This is a genomic window from Alcaligenes sp., assembly GCF_050255915.1.
GTDB lineage: Bacteria > Pseudomonadota > Gammaproteobacteria > Burkholderiales > Burkholderiaceae_B > Alcaligenes > Alcaligenes aquatilis.
Map to the genome: position 1 here is coordinate 246,194 of NZ_JBFWIQ010000005.1, position 18,209 is coordinate 264,402.

14 protein-coding genes and 1 tRNA gene are annotated in these 18,209 nt (G+C 58.1%); 4 read left to right on the forward strand and 11 right to left on the reverse strand.

Annotated features, from left to right (window positions below):
• Positions 1-21: 21 nt before the first annotated feature.
• Together AB7E06_RS08610 and AB7E06_RS08615 are read right to left on the reverse strand one after the other, a co-directional pair.
• Positions 22-1,110, reverse strand: a complete 1,089-nt coding sequence (locus AB7E06_RS08610; protein WP_427956328.1) for a hypothetical protein — start codon at positions 1,108-1,110, stop codon at positions 22-24.
• Between the two features lie 208 nt (positions 1,111-1,318).
• Positions 1,319-3,577 (reverse strand): FepA family TonB-dependent siderophore receptor, encoded by a 2,259-nt coding sequence (locus tag AB7E06_RS08615; protein ID WP_108728428.1) that lies wholly within the window; start codon positions 3,575-3,577, stop codon positions 1,319-1,321.
• Between the two features lie 359 nt (positions 3,578-3,936).
• Here AB7E06_RS08615 and AB7E06_RS08620 point away from each other — a divergent pair, with 359 nt between their 5' ends.
• The 4 genes from AB7E06_RS08620 (at position 3,937) to AB7E06_RS08635 (ending at position 7,035) form a co-directional block, all read left to right on the forward strand.
• Positions 3,937-4,908, forward strand: coding sequence for a Bug family tripartite tricarboxylate transporter substrate binding protein (locus tag AB7E06_RS08620; RefSeq protein ID WP_427956331.1), 972 nt, complete (start codon positions 3,937-3,939; stop codon positions 4,906-4,908).
• A 10-nt stretch (positions 4,909-4,918) separates the two neighbouring features.
• Positions 4,919-5,530: a glutathione S-transferase family protein gene (locus tag AB7E06_RS08625; protein ID WP_108728429.1), complete on the forward strand. Its 612-nt coding sequence runs from the start codon at positions 4,919-4,921 to the stop codon at positions 5,528-5,530.
• Positions 5,531-5,560: 30 nt separating this feature from the next.
• Complete coding sequence (locus AB7E06_RS08630; RefSeq protein WP_427956334.1) at positions 5,561-6,343, forward strand: aldolase; 783 nt, start codon at positions 5,561-5,563, stop codon at positions 6,341-6,343.
• Between the two features lie 68 nt (positions 6,344-6,411).
• A complete protein-coding gene (locus tag AB7E06_RS08635) occupies positions 6,412-7,035 on the forward strand; it encodes a helix-turn-helix domain-containing protein (RefSeq protein ID WP_094197942.1) in 624 nt (207 codons plus the stop codon).
• Between the two features lie 39 nt (positions 7,036-7,074).
• On the opposite strand, the gene AB7E06_RS08640 is transcribed toward AB7E06_RS08635, so the two are convergent.
• From AB7E06_RS08640 to AB7E06_RS08680, 9 genes are all read right to left on the reverse strand, one after another.
• Positions 7,075-7,170: transfer RNA gene (locus tag AB7E06_RS08640), tRNA-Sec, on the reverse strand.
• 87 nt (positions 7,171-7,257) lie between these two features.
• On the reverse strand, positions 7,258-9,177 hold the full coding sequence (gene selB, locus AB7E06_RS08645) for a selenocysteine-specific translation elongation factor (protein ID WP_427956338.1): 1,920 nt from the start codon (positions 9,175-9,177) through the stop codon (positions 7,258-7,260).
• Entirely contained in the window at positions 9,174-10,592 is a 1,419-nt protein-coding gene (selA, locus tag AB7E06_RS08650; protein WP_427956423.1) for an L-seryl-tRNA(Sec) selenium transferase, read from the reverse strand. The genes selB and selA overlap by 4 nt, the downstream gene beginning before the upstream one ends.
• A gap of 79 nt (positions 10,593-10,671) precedes the next feature.
• On the reverse strand, positions 10,672-11,598 hold the full coding sequence (gene fdhE / locus AB7E06_RS08655; RefSeq protein ID WP_230019359.1) for a formate dehydrogenase accessory protein FdhE: 927 nt from the start codon (positions 11,596-11,598) through the stop codon (positions 10,672-10,674).
• Positions 11,599-11,675: 77 nt separating this feature from the next.
• Positions 11,676-12,329, reverse strand: coding sequence for a formate dehydrogenase subunit gamma (locus AB7E06_RS08660; RefSeq protein WP_427956342.1), 654 nt, complete (start codon positions 12,327-12,329; stop codon positions 11,676-11,678).
• On the reverse strand, positions 12,322-13,239 hold the full coding sequence (fdxH, locus tag AB7E06_RS08665; protein ID WP_123050420.1) for a formate dehydrogenase subunit beta: 918 nt from the start codon (positions 13,237-13,239) through the stop codon (positions 12,322-12,324). Before fdxH ends, AB7E06_RS08660 begins: the two co-directional genes overlap by 8 nt.
• Positions 13,240-13,242: 3 nt before the next feature.
• Positions 13,243-16,317, reverse strand: a complete 3,075-nt coding sequence (gene fdnG / locus AB7E06_RS08670) for a formate dehydrogenase-N subunit alpha (protein ID WP_159063960.1) — start codon at positions 16,315-16,317, stop codon at positions 13,243-13,245.
• Between the two features lie 234 nt (positions 16,318-16,551).
• Positions 16,552-17,226, reverse strand: coding sequence for a DUF1971 domain-containing protein (locus AB7E06_RS08675; protein WP_427956346.1), 675 nt, complete (start codon positions 17,224-17,226; stop codon positions 16,552-16,554).
• A gap of 231 nt (positions 17,227-17,457) precedes the next feature.
• Entirely contained in the window at positions 17,458-18,171 is a 714-nt protein-coding gene (locus AB7E06_RS08680) for a Crp/Fnr family transcriptional regulator (RefSeq protein ID WP_108728434.1), read from the reverse strand.
• Between the last annotated feature and the right edge of the window lie 38 nt (positions 18,172-18,209).

Here is an 18,209-nt window from a genome sequence, read left to right on the forward strand (position 1 = left end):
TTTTGGCTTGGCAAGCGCCAGTTATGGGAAGGGCAGGGGACGCACCACCTGGGCAAGCTGGTCCGCAGCGACCCACTGTGCAAACTGCTCGCCCAGGCGCTGGCTTTGTTCAACGGCGTGTTGCCAGGCCAGACGTCGATCTGCATCAGACAGACGCTTGTAGTCGGAACGATCGGGGATTTTGTGGTCTTGCAGACGCTGATAAAAGTGGGGCGTAGGGCATAACAAAATCAGATTATCCAGGCTGTGGGGACGACGGGCCTTCTGCCAGCGTGGCAGGTATTTGTCGAACCAACTGGCACTGATTTTTTGCGTGAAATGGGGAAACAAGGTCAGGCCAGGGCCGTCCAGATCCAGTGCGCAAAAGTTGTAGTCCACCAGCCCCCCATCCCGGTAGAGCCCGGCGGGCCAGTTATGAGCGGCATCAACACCGTCGATGACCATTGGAATGGCGGTGCTGGCGGCCAAGGTTTGGAACAGATTGTGCTGATCCAGTGCCGCGTAGCGAGCCTGATCGTGATGCTTGCCGTGGATGGGCAAGGGGCTGCGGGTGTCATGTACGATGACCCGCTCAAAGAACAGGCGCGGGATGGCCGGGTGCACATAGTTGCCGACCATGCAGCCGAGCAGGGCTGCGCCAAGCTGTTTTTGATTGCGGGAGCCTGCCCAGCCTTTGCTGCGTGCCACGGTAATGGCGAAGCGATAGCGCGGGTGGTTCAGGATTGCTGCTTGTGAGTCGGCGTCCCCGAGGAACGTTTTCAGCATAGTCTGGGTAGACCGGGTAATGTCCGCGACCGTGGAGTTGGGTAAAAAGGGACTGTGTATATAGAGCTGGGCAAAGTCCGTAAAAGCTTTGTACGGATCGTGTTGAGCCGCGCAGGCAAAACGCCAGGAGGCCACTGAGCTGCCAAACAACCACAGCGGTTCGTCATGTGTGTTGAGCCAGTCCCCAAACAGATACTGATCCAGCCCGGTCAAGGCCAACGCCTTGGGCCCGCCCGCGCTGCCAATTAGTGTGCTGATATCTTTGGCATGCAAACCCTGGTTTTGAATGTGACGATAGGCACGAGGCCCGGCGTAGATCGCGAGATCCGGTTCAATGTATGACAAGATCAGCTCCCGAATGTGATGGTTCTGTAGCCGGACGGATGGCCAACAAGGCTTTAGTCTAGCGTTGTTGGGGCCGGGCCGGGGAGAGCTGACTTGGGTTAACGCGGGGCAAGAAGCAGCCCCCGCTGCTCCCGTTGTGAAGGGCAGGGGCTGATACAACAAGAAGTCATCCGGACTCCCGAAAGCGTCCGGGGTACAGCCAGACGCCTTAGAAGCTGGCCGTCAAGGTTGCGTAGTATTGACGGCCAGGCTCGTTATAGGTGTTGGCTCCTTGGCCGCTACCGGAGTCTTCACGGTACAAGCGCTTGTCGAACAGGTTGTTGACGCCCAGGCGGATATGGGTGGACTTGGTCACTTGATAAGCACCGCTTAGGCCGAAGATGGCATACGAACCACGTTCACGCAGACCATCGCCTGTTACGGTCGAGTTATTGGACAGGTTCTGTGAGCGTGGCTTTTGCTTGCCATACAGAGTGGCGGTTGCCAGCATGGACAGCTTGTCGTTCACGCGCCAATCCAGCGTGCTGTTCAGGGTGTAGCGTGGAATGACAGTCAAAGGCTGATTCGTTTCCTTGGACTTGTTGGTGATCATGTAAGTCAGGTTATTGCTCAGGCTCAGTGTCTCGCCGTTCTCGCCCAGGATCGGGATGGTCAGATTGCCTTCCAGACCACGGATCACGGCCTTGCCGGAGTTCACCCACTGGAAGGGACGCACCAGCGAGCCGCCAATGTTCACCGCATCCGGAATAGTCTGGTCGCCCATATCGGCCACAATCTTGTTGCTGTAGTCGTTCTGAAAGTACGTCAGCCCTGCTGCCCAGCCGGCCTTGTCGTAGGCCAGACCAATTTCCTTGTTGATGCTGCGCTCGGGTGACAGATCGTCGTTACCGAAGATGTAGCAAGGGCCGCTCACGCGTTGGCCTGTTACGGGGTCGTACGGGCAACCGTTACCGCGCGTCTGGTACAGGTAGTTGGGGTTGGACTGGTACAGGTTAGGTGCTTTGAAAGCGCGGGCAATACCGCCTTTCAGGGTCAGATGGTCGGTCAGGAAGTAGGAGGCGTTCAGGCTGGGGCTCCAGTTGTCGCCAAACTTGCTGTGGTGATCAAAGCGGACACCGGGGGTGACGGTCAGTGCTTCAGTCAGCTCGATATTGCCTTCCACATAGGCGGCAGTGGTGCGAGCCTTGCTTTTGGAGTCAGCGTTCTTGTTGATGGTCTGGCCAGAGCGGGTGGCGTAGTCATCATCCAGGCGTTGGTCACGGTGTTCAAAGCCCACGGTCATCAGCACGTGCTTGTTGGCGATCTGTAAGGGCGTGTTGTATTCGCCGGACAGGTTCAACGAACGCAACTCTGATACGGAACCTGCGCCAGGGTTGGAGATACTGCCTTCGCCACCTCCGGCCAGCCCTTCATTCAAGCGGGAGTTGGTGGTGCCTTCATAGGCAAAAGTAAGCCGCGAACGACGGCCTTGGCCATAGTCCCCATAGTGGCTCAACGATCCAGCGCGGCGATACATGATGTTGGTTTCGGCCCCGTCATCGGCCAGTGAAGCGATGGTGGCATTGCCGTTGGTGAACAGACGCTCGCCAGCAAAAATATTGCCTTGGCGACTAAATGAGCCTTCCAGTTCCAGGCGATGGTCGCGGTTGATATCTAGGCGGACCAAGCCGTTGATGTCCTTGTTACGCACACCTTCGCGGCCTGCTGGAGGCACGTTTGTTTCGCTGACATTAATGCCGGAGGATTTAGCGTTCAAGGCAGGTTTGTCTGCATCGGTTTTGGCGATATTGCCGTAGACGCGGAAAGACAGTTTGTCGGCGATGGGGCCAGACAGGTTAAAGCCGGTGCGACGTGTGGAGCCGTAATCGCTGTCCTCGGGGATTAAGCCATAGGCGGTTACCGAGCCGGAAAAGGTGTCGGTAGGCGCTTTTGTGATGATGTTCACCACACCACCGGCGGCACCGGAGCCGTAGCGCGCGGCTGCCGGCCCACGCAACACTTCAATGCGTTCGATGGCGTTGACAGGGACCCAGTTACTGTCGCCACGGGTATTACGTTCCCCGTTACGCCCCATGCGAATGGAGTCCCGAGAGCTCACGGGCTTGCCGTCAATCAGGATCAAGGTGTTTTCCGGACCCATGCCGCGTAAGTCGATCTGGCGGCTATTGCCGTAGGAGCCCGATGGGCTGTTCCCGGTCAGGTTCACACCGGGCATGGTGCGGATCAGTTCGGACAGATCGTTGGCGGGAGGACGTTTTTCAATATCGTCGGCGGTGATAGTGGACACGCCAGGAGCCTGTTTGACGGCTTCTTCTGCCGATGGCAAGACACGGATTTCTTCTAGTGAGGTGACCCCACCACGCACGCTGGAGGTTTGTGCCTGCGCATTGAAACTGGCTGCCAAGGCCGTGGCGAGCAGGCCTAATGCAAAGATCGGGCGGCGAGCCGGGAGCGTCAATACATTCATAATCTCTTCCCTGATAACGATAAATATAATGAGAATTGTTCGCAATCAGCATTTTGTTTAAAAATGTGTTGCTTGTCGAGAAAGCTGACGAATGTGTGGTGTCAGAAACACGGGCTGCACGGACGCGCCTTCGATGGTGTTCTAGACAATCGTTGTTCTATAGGAAAAATTCTGTTTTTTTTCAGAAAGGTGTCATGCCTAGGAAAGCGGTATGAGTCCTGAAAATAAGCATGTCGCCTCTTTTCTTGGTCCTGATAGAAGTCTTGAAGGACATTAATTTCTTTATTTGACACGTCGGGTCATTTTTGATGAGAATGTGTCCTGAACAATTCAAACTTAAAAAGTTCAGGAGACACTTCATGAAAAAGATTTTTGGTTTAGCGATGGCCGGGTGGGCGGCCTTGATGATGATTGCGGGGTCGGCGCAGGCAACGACGTTTCCCGCCCAGCCGCTGCGTTTGATCGTGCCCTTTGGCGCAGGAGGCATTACAGACCTGGTGGCACGCCTTCTTGCCCAGCAGTTGGGCAAGGAGTTGGATCAGACCGTGATTGTTGAAAATAGGGCCGGTGCTGGCGGCATGATCGCCGCTCAGGCCGCGCAAAATGCCAAGGCGGACGGGTACACCGTGTTCATGGGGACCGTAGGCACACAGGTGGTCAATCCCTTGCTGGCCTCCAAGATCAACTACGACCCACACGCTTTTGTGCCTATCGGTATGGTGACGGGGTCTCCGTATGTGCTGGCAGTTCGTTCGGATCTGGGTACAGAGACCTACGCCCAACTGGTCAGCCATGCCCGGCAGGAGCCGGGTCTGCTGAACTTTGGGTCCGCCGGAGTCGGGAGTTCTCCACATTTAGGGATTGAACTGTTCAAGCTAACGGAGAAGCTTGATGTGCGGCATATTCCCTTCAAGAGTGGGGGGGAAGCGGTCAGCGCGGTGGTGGGCCGCCATGCTGACATGGTGATGGATGCCATTCCAGTGATCATGCCGCAAGTGAAGGCGGGCAAGCTCCACGCCCTGGTCTTGGCTGATAGCCAGCGTTCCCCGGCTGCTCCTGATGTCCCTTCCAGCGCGGAGTTGGGTGCACCTGAGCTGCGCATCAGTTCCTGGAACGTGTTGCTGGCTCCACCCGGTACGCCACCGCAGATCGTTGCAGTGTTGGAGGCGGCATTGCAAAAGACACTGGCTGACCCGCAGTTCAAAGCTCATCTGGAGCAGCAAGGCAGTCAGGTCTACACCGGAACCCAGGATGAGTACCAACACTTTATCGCGGCCGAGCGCAGCAAGTGGCAGCGTATTGTGCAGACCGCAGACATCAGTCTGGAGTAAGGAGCAGACGATGAACCAACCGGCACTGGAGCTTATCGACACGATCTATACCGGCAATGGCTGGAAGGTACGACTGCTGTGCGGCTATCTGGGTATAGCGCTACAGCGGCGCAGCCTGTCCATCGTGGAGGGGGATCTGGATACCGAGGCGTTTCGGCGTATCAACCCTTGGGGACAGGTGCCGGTATTGCGGACTCGGGAGGGACCCTGGCTGGCGGAGTCGGCCGCCATCTTGTGGTATTTGGCACAGGGCACGGCGTTCTTGCCCGCCGATGCACTGGCCCAGGCACAGGTTTTGCAGTGGCTGTCTTTTGAGCAGACGCAGCATATGGCCAACCTTGCCCAGCCAAGACTGTGGGTGACATTGCGCGGCACGATGGCGGTGGATGCTCCTGCGGTGTTGGCGTGGCGTGAACAGGGCAACAAGGCTCTGGCTCATATGGAGGCGCATTTGCAGCGACATCGCTATTTTGTTGGAGACAGGCCCAGCATCGCGGATGTTGCCTTGTTTCCCTATACCTGTATGGCGCAGCAAGGTGGTTATGAGCTGCGCTGCTATCCATCGGTCCGACGTTGGCTTGAACGTATGCAGGCCCTGGCGGGCTATGTCCCGCTGTTGTGAGCAGGATTGTCATTTACAAAAGGAGTGGTTATGAGTGACACCATGAGCTTGTCTAAATCTGTGCTGATTGAACAGGCACAAAGTCAGATGCAGGCAGTTTTTGAAATCCCTGAACGCAGTGTCCCCGAAAAGCTCGCGCTGACTTGCCGTATTCTTTTTGATGGTGGCCATGACTCCGGGCTGGCTGGCCAGATCACCGCACGCGGGGAACAGGAGGGCACGTACTTTACCCAGCAGTTGGGCCTGGGTTTTGATGAGATCACCTCGACGAATGTTTTGTTGGTGGACGAGGACCTGACCGTGTTGAAAGGGTACGGCATGCCTAATCCGGCAAACCGCTTTCACTCCTGGGTGTATCGTGCTCGACCCGATGTGAACTGCATCATTCATACGCACCCCCTGCATGTGGCCGCCCTGTCCATGCTGGAGGTGCCGCTAGAGGTCTCTCATATGGACAACTGCCCCTTGTATGAGGACTGTGCATTCCTGAAAGATTGGCCTGGTGTGCCCGTGGGCAATGAAGAAGGGCAGATCATTGCTGAGGCCTTAGGCGATAAACGCGCCATTTTGTTGTCACACCATGGCATGTTGGTGGCAGCGGCCTCAGTAGAAGAGGCTTGTGTTCTGGCTTTGCAATTTGAGCGTACTGCGCGCATGCAACTGTTGGCGATGTCCGCCGGAAAGATTCAGCCTATTGCGCCGGAATTGGGTCGGGAGGCTCATGACTGGATTTTGAGGCCGCGTCGCTCCGAGATCGGCTTTGAATACTATGCCCGTAAAGCGCTGAAACGCCATACGGATGTTTTTGAGTAGAATAAGAGGCTGCTTTTTTCTACGCGCCCTGAGGTTGGCCTCGGGCGCCACACCTCTTTTTAGCCCACATGACCCATCTTCCCTTTCGCTTGCGCGCTCTGCGTCGCCAACATGGCTTGTCGCTGGAGCAATTGGCTCAGCGTACTGGTCTGACTAAAAGTTATTTGTCCAAGCTGGAGCGGGCCGTCAGTGCGCCGTCCATCTCGACTGTGGTCAAGTTGGCTCAGGCGTATGGCATGGGGGTGTCGCAGTTGATCGGAGAGGCGGATCTGGATCAAGACGAAAGTGTGTGTGTCGTGCGGCGGCACGATCGTATGCCCTTGCCCAGCGTAGCCGGCCATAGCGTTTACCGTTACGAGAGCATGGCCGGGCGGCGACGCTTTCGTTTGATGGATCCCTTTGTCATTTACCCTCCGCATGATCACCAGCAGCCTGCGCCAACCTTCCCGCATGGGGGAGAAGAGTTTTTGTTTGTGATTCAAGGGCAAGTGCAAGTGACCATTGCAGAGCACAGCATGACCTTGGAGACGGGCGATTCCGTTTACTTTGACTCGGAGCTTCCCCACAGTGTGCTTAGCTTGGGGGATCAACAAGCGCAGGTACTGGCGGTGACGTGCTCTGACTCGGGGCCAACAGCAGGGCGTCGTTCAACGCCTGAGACGCAGGCTGAGCCCACACAGACGTTACCGTAGTTCAGGGCCTGCCAGTGTGCTGGAGGCCGCTGCAGAAATTGGCGGAAAGCAGCAGGAGTCGAACCTACCTGGGAACGTCTGACGCCCCCAACCGGGTTTGAAGCCCGGCCGTGCCACCGGGCACGGATGCTTTCCTTCAAGAGGCCCTATCATACGTTAGGGCCGATTACGCTTCAACGATCAGTGCGCTGCCTGTTTTAGCACTCGCAACGCACCCTTGTTTCAATCCGCTGCCGCCCAGGCTTCGCCGCGTAAGACGTGGCGATCACGTACACGTCGTGTATAGCCGACGCGATCAAAAAATTCCAGAATCTGAATGGCCCGTTTGCGGCCCAACCCCGTTGCGTCCCGGAACTGCGCGGCGCTGACGCCCTGGCCGCTGTGCAGCTCCTTGACGATATGGGCCAAGACTGCGATTTGGCGACGGTGGTAGAACAGGTCGTGCACGATCTGAAACAGTTCGCCTTGGCGCACCAGTCGGCGCAGCACGTTGCGAGTCTGGTCTTCCGGGTACTCGGTTGCTTTGGCCAGATCGCGTGTCCACGGAGGATCGAAGCGGCCTGCCTCGATCAAGGGCAGCAGGGCGGCAGCCAGGGCTTCATCTTCGGGACTCAGGGTGACGCGGTGTCCCGGCGTATGCAACCAGGCCCCTTGGCGGGCCAAGCGATGTTCCGCCAGCAGGTGCTCGGTCAGCAGTTGCCAGATGGCGTCGGGCATGGTGGGGGCGGCCATGCGTCGCAAGCGGCTGATGGACAGGCCCGGTTCGTCCGGATTGCGCTCGTGATACTGCAGCACCACGCTTTCTATGTGCTGACACAGCGTTTCCAGGCGCGCATCACTTAGCAAGATAGGCTGACTTTGTGGGCGAGATCCGGTGCGCCAGCGGGCATTGGCAGGGGCGCTCAAGCCGTGTTGAGATCCTCCTGACAGACGCAGCAGTGTTGCTTCGTCCAGACCGTAAGGCGCGTGGGCCAGCAGGCCCTCCAATGGTCCGCCGCGCGTCCATTGTGCCAAGGCGTCCAGCCAGGCAAGACGTGTCGTAGAGCGTCGTTTGCGGTCCGGAGCATTCGGGTCCAGCACAATCCCGCCGCCGACTGTTTCGCTGGCCTGGGCATTACGCACGATAAAGCGCTCGCCCGTTACGGTGCAGATGGGACGGTCAAAGACCAGTTGGACTTTGCCGGTCTGGCCGGGCTGCAAGGATTCGCCATCCAAAGGCACGGCATGGGCCGTCAGGTGAGCGGCCCCCATGTGGACATGCCAGGGCGACCAGGTGCGTAGGGCGGGAATATCTTTATCCAGCAGGCTCAGCTCCACGTCGATACGTGTGGAGGGGATGAAGCAGCGAGCGTCGGCCAGCCAGTCGCCACGCTCGATATCCTGTACATCAATTCCACCCAGGTTCAGGGCACAACGCTGGCCGGCGCGGGCCTGGCGCGAAGCCTGGTTCTGGGCATGAATACTGCGCACACGTACCGGCGTGCCGCGTGGCATCAGGCGCAAGTCCATCGCCGGGCCATCCAGATCCAGTACGCCATCGTGCACCGTGCCGGTCACGACCGTGCCGTGGCCTTGCAGGGTGAAAACACGGTCAATGGCCAGACGGAAATAGCCTTGGCCATCCTGTGTGGTGGATTGCATGGCCTGTGTGTGCAGATGCTGGCGTAACGCTTCCAGACCGGGTTTGTCCTCGGACAGGGCATCGACAACGAAGACGGGCGCATTGTCCAGAAAACTTCCTTGGACAAGTGTTTGCAGCTGGGCTTTGACGGTTTCAATCCGAGCGGCATCGGCGCGATCCGCCTTGCTCAGCACGATGGCTCCGGCGTCTAAACCCAGTAGTTGCAGCACCGCCAAATGCTCGCGGGTTTGCGGCATGACGCCATCATCTACGGCCACGATCAGCAGGCCAAAATCAATGCCGGTTGCACCTGCGACCATGGTGTGTACCAGACGCTCGTGGCCGGGAACATCAATAAATCCCAGAATCTGCCCGTCGGGTAAAGGCGTATAGGCATAGCCCAACTGGATGGAGATACCGCGCTTTTTTTCCTCTTCCAGACGGTCGGTATCCACACCCGTCAAGGCGCGGATCAAGGTGGTTTTGCCGTGATCAATATGTCCTGCAGTACCAACAATCATGCTTGCTCGCAGATCAGTTGTACGCTGAAGTCAGCTTCAAATTGTTCTTCCAAACAGCGCAGGTCCAGCCAAAAGGCATCTTGCGCAATGTGCCCGATGACGGGCTGGGGCAAAGTGCGTAGGCGTTTTTCCAGCTCTGTCAGATGGCGGCCAGCACGGCCCGTGCCTTTGTAGGCGAAGCGCAATCCAAAGCTGGGCAGCACATCCTCGGGCAGAGCACCGCTGCCAATCTGGCTCAACATGGCAGTGGGTTCGACAGCAAATTGTGTTCCTACCCATTGCTGCAAAACAGGTGCCAGACGCAGCGCCTGGGCGCGCATCTGCGCCGATGGCCGGGTCAGCAAACGAAGGGTGGTCAGGTGTTCGGGTAGGCGCTCGGGCGAACGGTACAAGGCCAGTACCGGTTCCAGCGCGGCCAGTGTGATTTTGCCTACACGCAAAGCGCGTTTAAGCGGGTTCTTCTTGATCTTGGCGATCAGGTCTGCGCGGCCTACGATCAGACCGGCCTGGGGGCCACCCAGCAGTTTGTCGCCGCTGAAGGTCACGATATCGGCCCCGGCTTCGATGGTTTCACGCACGGTGGGTTCGGGCAGCAGGCCCCATTGGCTGAGATCCACCAAGGTGCCGCTGCCCAGATCCACGCTGGTGGGCAGGCCGTGTTTCCTGGCGATCTGTGCCACTTCTTCGACTGAAACGCTTTTGGTGAAACCTTTGACGGCGTAGTTGCTGCAATGCACCTTCATCAACATGGCTGTGCGCTCGTTGATGGCGTTCTCGTAATCAGCTGCGTGGGTACGGTTGGTGGTGCCCACTTCATGCAGGCGGGCACCGGCGCGCTTCATGATGTCAGGGATACGGAAGGCACCGCCAATTTCTACCAGTTCGCCGCGCGACACCACGGTTTCGCGCCGGGGACTCAGGGTGCTGAGCATCAGCAGCACGGCGGCGGCGTTATTGTTGACCACCGTGGCGGCTTCAGCACCGGTCAGTTCGCAAAGCAAGGGGTTGATCAGGTCATCCCGGTCGCCTCGGCCACCGGTTTGCAGGTCAAATTCCAGATTGGCGGGTGAACGCATGGCCTGGACGACAGCCTGGATGGCTTCATCCGGTAGCATCGCACGCCCAAGATTGGTGTGCAGCACGGTGCCGGTCAGATTGAAAACCGGGCGCAGCTGCAGTCGGGATTCTTCTTGTAGCTTGGCCTGCAGTGCTTGGGCGAGCTGGGCGGGCGCCAGGTCCTGAGGACGTAGTGCTCCCTTGAACAACGTATCCCGCAGTACTTGCAAATGGGCGCGAGTGCTTTGACTGAGGCGTGTGTGACCGAACTGGCTTAGTAAAGGCTCGAACTCTGGCGAGCGCAGTAAGCGATCCAGGGAAGGGATATGGGCGGGGGAGAGTTCAGGAGTAGGGCTCATCATTCAAAGGCAGGCATTTGAGTCTATGGGCAGGGTCCGTCAGCTACGCCTTGCGTACAAGGCGTAGGGGAATCTTAGCTTAAGACTGCTGCCAAAGAAGCGGATTGCCGCTGGCGCGGGAATAGCCTTCTTCGCCCATCAAAACGTCCAGAGCCAGACTGGCCAGGTCGTCCGCCACCGGGTCTATGCCCAACTGCTTTTCCTGGTAGAAGATTTTGCGGTAGGTATGGCAGTTGTCGCAGGACTCGGCCTTGATGCCTTCCGGGCCATCTTCAATGGCGTGGTAAGCCACGCTTTTCGTGCTTTCGCAGTGCGAGCAGGTCACACGTACCAGATGCCATTCCACGCTGCAGCGTGGGCAGCACATATAGCGGCAACCATCTTCACGACCACCCACACGTACCACGCTGGATACGGGCAGGCTGCCGCAGGACGGACATACGCCAAAGGGGCTGGTCACCGACAGTTGGCCTTCGGTCAGCGAGCAGGCCAGATGCGTCCAGTAGACCTGCAAGGCGGCCATGACAAAAGGTGCGGCGGCACCGTCTTGTTCAGGCAATTGCTCGGCCAGAATCGCGTCAGCCAGATCTTCTAGCTTTTGCGGGTCGGACTGGGCCTTTTCAAGCAGACCCTGGCAAACTTCTTGGGCAGCAGCAGGCACATCCGAGGTCTGGATCATGTGATTGAGCAGGCTGCTCAGAATACTGAGCCACTGCGGATCGCGCTTCCAGCCCGAGGCCAGCAAGGGCGGCATGCCGTGGCGTTGTGCCGTTTCCAGCACATCAGCAGGCAGTTCGGCAGGGGCAAGCGCAGTGAGCTGCTTGTGCTGCCCGTCCACCAGATGCGCCAGCAAGAGCAGGTAGGCACCGACGGGATTGTCGGCAGACAATTGACGCAGACGTGCTGCCCGGTCTGCAAAGACGCTGGCTCGCACAGGCAGGCGCAGTCGGGGGATGGAAGTGTGGTCCAGACTTTCGATTTCGCCGCGCGGAAGGATGCGTTGCAAGACAGACTCCTGAAAACAAGACTGCCATGCCCGAAATGGCGCATGGCAGCCGGGTTGCTGATAAAACCGATCCCCGCTTATTCAGCAGGACGGCTGGGACCTTTTCCCATTTCTTCACGGAACCAGGCACGGTGGTGTTTCCAGGCCCAGGCACGGGTCACCGTACCGCGGGTCATGGCTTTGACCGAACCCTTTACCCAGATACCGGCGTAGATGTGCACGATAATCGCGCAAATCATCAGCAGGGCGCAGACCGCGTGCAGCACGGAGGCCAGGCGGATAGCCCAGATGGGGAAGAAGGCGGAAAAGTATTCGCGCCACATCACCACACCGGTTGCCAGCAGGCCGATCATGAAGATCACCAGGGCAAAAAACAGGATCTTTTGCCCGGCGTTGTAACGGCCTACTTCGGGGATGCGCTCGTCCTTGGCGTTCAGTACGTCCTTGAAGTGACGCAGCCAGGCCGCGTCACCCTTGGAGAACATATTGTGCCGTACCATGCGCGCTGCAAACAGGAAAAAGCACACAAACATCACCACGCCAATAAACGGGTGAAGAATGCGTGTCCACGGGCCGCCACCAAACAGATTGGTCAGCCAGTACATTGACGGATGAAACAGCGCCAGCCCGGACAAGGCCAGCAGCACAAAGCTCATGGCAATGATCCAGTGATTAATGCGCTGACTGGTGGTGTAGCGCTGAATCATGCCCTTGCGGTTGTGATCAGTCATGGTGAGCCTCCTGGATCTTGCGGGCGTCCTCATCGGCGCGGCGCTCGTCTTCCTCGTCAGTCTCGTTAGGACCGGTTCGGATGTAGTGGAAGAAACCAATCAGGGCGGTCAGTGCCATAGCCGCAACCCCCAGCGGTTTGGCTACCCCCTTCCAGAGCGAGACCATCGGGCTGATTTGCGGGTCCTTGGGCAGATCGCTGTACAGCTCGGGCTTGTCGGCATGATGCAGCACATACATGACGTGGGTGCCACCCACTCCAGCCGGGTCGTACAGACCGGCGTTTTCAAAGCCACGCGATTTCAGGTCTTCAATACGTTCCGCAGCGTGGTGCTGCATGTCTTCTTTCGTACCGAACACAATCGCGCCGGTCGGACAGGTCTTGGCACAGGCCGGTTCCTGTCCGACCGCGACACGGTCTGAACACAAGGTGCACTTGTAGGCTTTCTTGTCCTTTTCCGAAATGCGGGGCACATCGAAAGGACAACCGGTCACGCAGTAGCCGCAGCCAATGCAGTTTTCCTCGTGGAAATCCACAATGCCGTTGGTGTACTGCACGATGGCGCCCGGCGAGGGACAGGCCTTCAGACAGCCCGGATCCTCGCAGTGCATACAGCCGTCTTTGCGAATCAGCCATTCCAGATCGCCAGCGGGGTTTTCATACTCCGCAAAGCGCATGATGGTCCAGGACTTGTCGGTTAGGTCGGCCGGGTTGTCATACACCCCGACGTTGTGGCCGATTTTGTCGCGCGTATCGTTCCATTCCATGCAGGCGACCTGACAGGCCTTACAGCCAATGCACTTACTGGTGTCGATCAGCTTGGCCACCTCCCCGCCCACGGGCTCGCGCACGCTGGGCGATGGGGTGGTGGTTGCGGAGCGCCGTTTGATATCGAGTGATTGCAAGGCCATGGCTTACTCCTTAACCTTTTCAAGTTGAACCAGAAAGGCCTTGGTTTCCGGCGTTTGCGAGTTGCCGTCCCCGACGGGCGGTGTCAGCGCATTGATCAGGAAACCGGGTCGGGCCAGACCCACAAAACCCCAGTGCAGCGGGATCCCCACTTGGTGGACAACTTTGCCATCCACGTTCAGGGCCTTGATGCGCTTGGTCACCACCGCCACGGCTTTGATATAGCCCCGGTTGGAGGACACCTTGACGCGGTCACCGTGCACGATGCCCACTTCCTTGGCCAGTTCCTCGCCAATTTCCACAAACTGTTCAGGCTGCACGATGGCGTTCAGCTCCACGTGTTTGGTCCAGTAGTGGAAGTGCTCGGTCAGGCGGTAGGTTGTGCCCACATAAGGGAACTTGTCTACCGTACCCATGGCGGCCAGGTCGTCCTTGAAGATACGCGCGGCCGGGTTGGTAATGGCACGGGGCTCGTCAGGACTGAGCGGGTTGTAGCTGAGCGGGCTTTCAAAGGGCTCGTAGTGCTCGGGGAAGGGGCCTTCTGCCATGCCTTTTCGGGCAAAGAAGCGGGCCACCCCTTCGGGGTTCATGATGAACGGTCCCATGCCATCGGCCGGGTTTTCATCGGCTTTGTAGTCAGGGACATCTGCACCCCCCCAGCGCTTGCCGTCCCAGTGAACCAGGTTGCGGCGTGGGTCAAAGGGTTTGCCGTTCAGGTCACAGGAGGCACGGTTGTAGAGCACGCGACGGTTCGCTGGCCAGGCCCAGGCCCAGTTCAGCGTCTGGCCGATGCCGGTTGGATCGCTATTGTCTCGGCGAGCCATCATATTGCCTTGCTGTGTCCAGGCGCCGGCATAGATCCAGCAACCACTGAGCGTGGTGCCGTCGTCGCGCAATTGGGCAAAGCCATCGAGCTGTTCGCCTGCTTTACGTATGATCTTGGTCGGATCTTTGGGGTCGACCAGGTCAACCAGTGCTCGTCCCGAGTATTCCTTGGCCAGTTCAGCGGCGGTTGGATCATCCGGGTTGGAGTACGGCCAGGACAGGTTCAGGATCGGGTCAGGGAAGGCGCCGCCTTCTTTCTGATACAGCGAGCGAATATGCGTGAACAGCGTACTCATGATCTCAATGTCGCTCTTGGCCTCGCCCGGAGGGTTGGCGGCCTTCCAGTGCCATTGCAACCAGCGGCCCGAGTTCACCAGTGCGCCTTCTTCCTCGGCGAAACAGGTAGTGGGCAGACGGAACACTTCGGTCTGGATGGAAGCGGAATCGACATCATTGTGTTCGCCATAGTTCTTCCAGAACTCTGACGTTTCCGTGACCAGCGGGTCCATGATGACCATGTACTTGAGCTTGGAGAAACCACGCAGCAGCTTGGCCTTGTACGGTGCCGCCGCCAGGGGGTTAAAGCCCTGACAGATGTAGCCCGTCATCTTGCCTTCGTCCATCAGCTCGAACACTTGCAGCATGTCGTAGAGCTTGTCCAGCTTGGGCAGGTAGTGATAGGCCCAGTTGTTCTCGGCCTGGGCGGCATCACCGAACCAGGCCTTCATCAGGCTGACGTGGAACTTCTTGTAGTTGCGCCAGTAGCTCAGCTGGTTAGGGCGTAGCGGTTGAAGGGCACGTGCGCCAATGTAGCCGTCAAACTCTTGCTCGGCCTGGTTGGGCAAGGTCAGATAGCCGGGCAGCAGGTTGGACATCAAACCCAGGTCAGTCAGACCCTGAATATTGGAGTGTCCGCGCAGCGCGTTCATGCCACCGCCGGCAATACCAATATTGCCCAGCAGCAACTGCACCATAGCGCCGGTACGGATGATCTGCGAGCCAATCGTGTGTTGCGTCCAGCCCAGTGCATACAAAATGGTGCCCGCGCGACCCGGTTCAGCGGTCGAGGCCAGCATTTCACAGACTTTCAGGAATTTGTCCTTGGGCGTGCCACAGACGCGTTCCACCATCTCGGGCGTGTAGCGCTCGTAGTGCTTGCGCAGCAGTTGGTAAACCGAGCGTGGGTGTTGCAAGGTCGGGTCGGTTTTGACATAGCCGTCCTCGCCCAGCTCGTAGTCCCAGGAGGATCGGTCGTAGCTGCGTTTTTCTTCGTTGTAGCCCGAATACAGCCCCTGCTCGAAGTCAAAGTCTTCGCGCACGATAAAGGGCATATCGGTGTAGTTGCGCACGTATTCGTGCTGGATCTTGTCGTTATCCAGCAGGTATTTGATGACGCCACCCAGAAAGGTGATGTCACTACCGGTACGTATCGGTGCGTAATAGTCCGCCACGGATGCCGAACGCGTAAAGCGTGGATCCACAACGATCAGTTTTGCATTGTTGTGTGCTTTGGCCTCGGTCACCCATTTGAACCCACAGGGGTGCGCCTCGGCTGCGTTGCCGCCCATAATCAGCACAATATCCGCGTTCTTGATGTCGACCCAATGGTTCGTCATCGCTCCACGGCCAAACGTCGGGGCAAGACCTGCCACCGTCGGGCCGTGTCAGACACGTGCTTGGTTATCGAACGCCAGTACACCCATGCTGCGGATGACTTTATGGGTGATATAGCCCACTTCGTTACTGCTTGCCGACGCCGCCAGCATGCCCGTGGTCAGCCAACGGTTGACGACGGTGCCGTCTTCAGCCGTGGTCTGGAAGTTGGCGTCGCGGTCTTCTTTCATCAGCTTGGCAATACGCGTGAAAGCGTCTTCCCAGGAGATGCGTTCCCATTTGTCCGAGCCAGCGGCGCGGTATTCGGGGTATTTGAGTCGGTTAGGGCTCTTGATGAAATCCACCAAGCCTGCGCCCTTGGGACAGAGTGTGCCGCGGTTGACCGGGTGATCCGCGTCGCCTTCGATGTGAACCACACTGGGCTCGGCATTCATGGCACCGTCACCACGGGAGTACAGCAGCACCCCACAGGCTACAGAACAGTAAGGACAGGTATTTCGCGTCTCTGTCATGCGGGTCAGTTTGTACTGCCTGACTTCCGCCATGGCGGGGGTGGGCGCAGCGCCCAGCAAAACCATGCTGGAACTGGCCAGCGAGGCCCCCGTCACTTTGAAGAACTGACGCCGATTCATGTTCACCATGCGGCTCTCCAATAGGATTGTGTTTTCGTGTTTGAAATCTGAAGGGGGCGCCTTGTGAGCGGTGCCCCTGGTTTATAGTTGAACAGTATAAGCGTTGAACGTAAGGGTCCGGCCTGATGGGCGTGTCTAATTGACCAAGAATAATCTTGATTCTATTGAGGTTTTCACGCCAGAGCCGCAAGTGTAGTCGGTGATGCGGGTATTCACCTACTATTTGTAAGGGATTTTTTCAATTCAGCGGGCTTGTTTGAAGAACTCGATCTGGAAGCTGCCGGGCAGCTCGAATTCCACGTGATGCAGGACCTGGGGCTCAATCGCCACGCATTGCCCGGCGGTCAGGACCACTTCGGTAAAGGGCTCCTGGTCCAGCGCAAAACGCAGCACGCCGGTTTGGACCCGTAATAGCCCCCAGGTGCCGACTTTGGTGTTGTGAGCGCGGCGTAGGGCCTCGGGCAAATTGTCTGGCGTGAAAACGGGGGATTGGCTGTAGCGTTCCAGCCCTTCGGGCAGGGTGTCGGGCAGGCGTGTTTGATTGCTTTGCGCCTGATAGGTTTGCCAAAGTTTGGCGGCAATGCGGTCTGCCATGGCGTCTGCCTTTTCTTGCAGGGCGGGTTTGCCCAGCGTCGCTGTGGTTTGGTGGAAAATTGCCAGCCAGCGCTCAAACAAGGGCCAGGATAAGGTGGGCAGGGCCGCATGGCGCGCAATGGGGGCGCCCTTGAAGCGGCGTGTGCCCAGCAAAATGGCCGACCAGAAATCGCACAGCATATCCAGGTGCTCGTCCCAGTTTTTCACCGTGTGTTCAAAAATCGGGCCTAGCTGTGCATCTTGCCGTACCTGGGCGTAGAACTGGGTCACCAATTGGCGGATGTCGGCTTCGGTGTAATCGGCCTGCGGCAGCGCGTGTGTCATGGATATCAAGCAAAGGGGCTAAAAGCCGGCATTCTCGGTCTGCTTGAAAGGTCCTCCAATGACAAAAGTCATGACGGTATGGCGGCGGCGCGAATTTGCTTCTGGTTTGAGGCAGCGATGAACACTTGCTCCGTTTTTAAGGCAGCGACTAAAAAAGAGGGGGCCTGTGGCCCTGCGTCAGGGGCTGATGGATTCAGTTGGACGATGTTGCGTTGATAGGCCTGAGGCTACTTAAAAGGAGCGTTGTGCAGGGCTGGCTAAACGTCGTAGATGCGCCTGGTCGCGTACTTGCCAGTCGCTGCGTTTGCCACTGACATAGCCGCGCGCCTGCCAGTCGGTAAACAAACGGCTCAAGGTTTCTGCCCGTATGCCCAAATGGGAGGCCAGTTGCCGCTGGTTCAAGGGAAGCTGGATATTTTCCCCTTGGCGGGCTTGCAGATTCAGCAAGTAGTTGGCTAGGCGCTCGGCCGCTGAGCTGGCGGAAATCCAGTCCACTTTATTGACCTGTGCATATAAGGCACTGCTCAGGCCGGCCATCATGTTCATGGCCAGGTCGGGCCAGCGACGGCAGGCTTCTTGCAAACTGCTGCGTGAGAGCTTGTAAACATGCACGGGCCCCCTTGCTCGTGCGCACATGGGGTAGCGGCCGTGGGGCATGAACATGGCCGCTTCCGCCACCAGTTGACCGGGATCGAACACGTGAAAAACACGTTCGTCGCCATTTTGGCTATAGCGCAGGATTTCTACCTGGCCGCTATCGACCAGCAAGCAATAGCGGGCCTCGTCTCCTTCATCGAACAGGATCTGTCCCGGATAGGCGTGTTGAGCCAAGGCGTCACGGCACAAATGTTCGATGGCCTCGATGGGCAAACCTTGAAGGAGGCGGTGGCGGGCCAGTAATTCAAACAAAGCGGGGCACAGGCCGGGCATGTTGACTTTTGTCATTTGGGCGCTGAGATGAAGATGGGAGAATTTCCATTTGA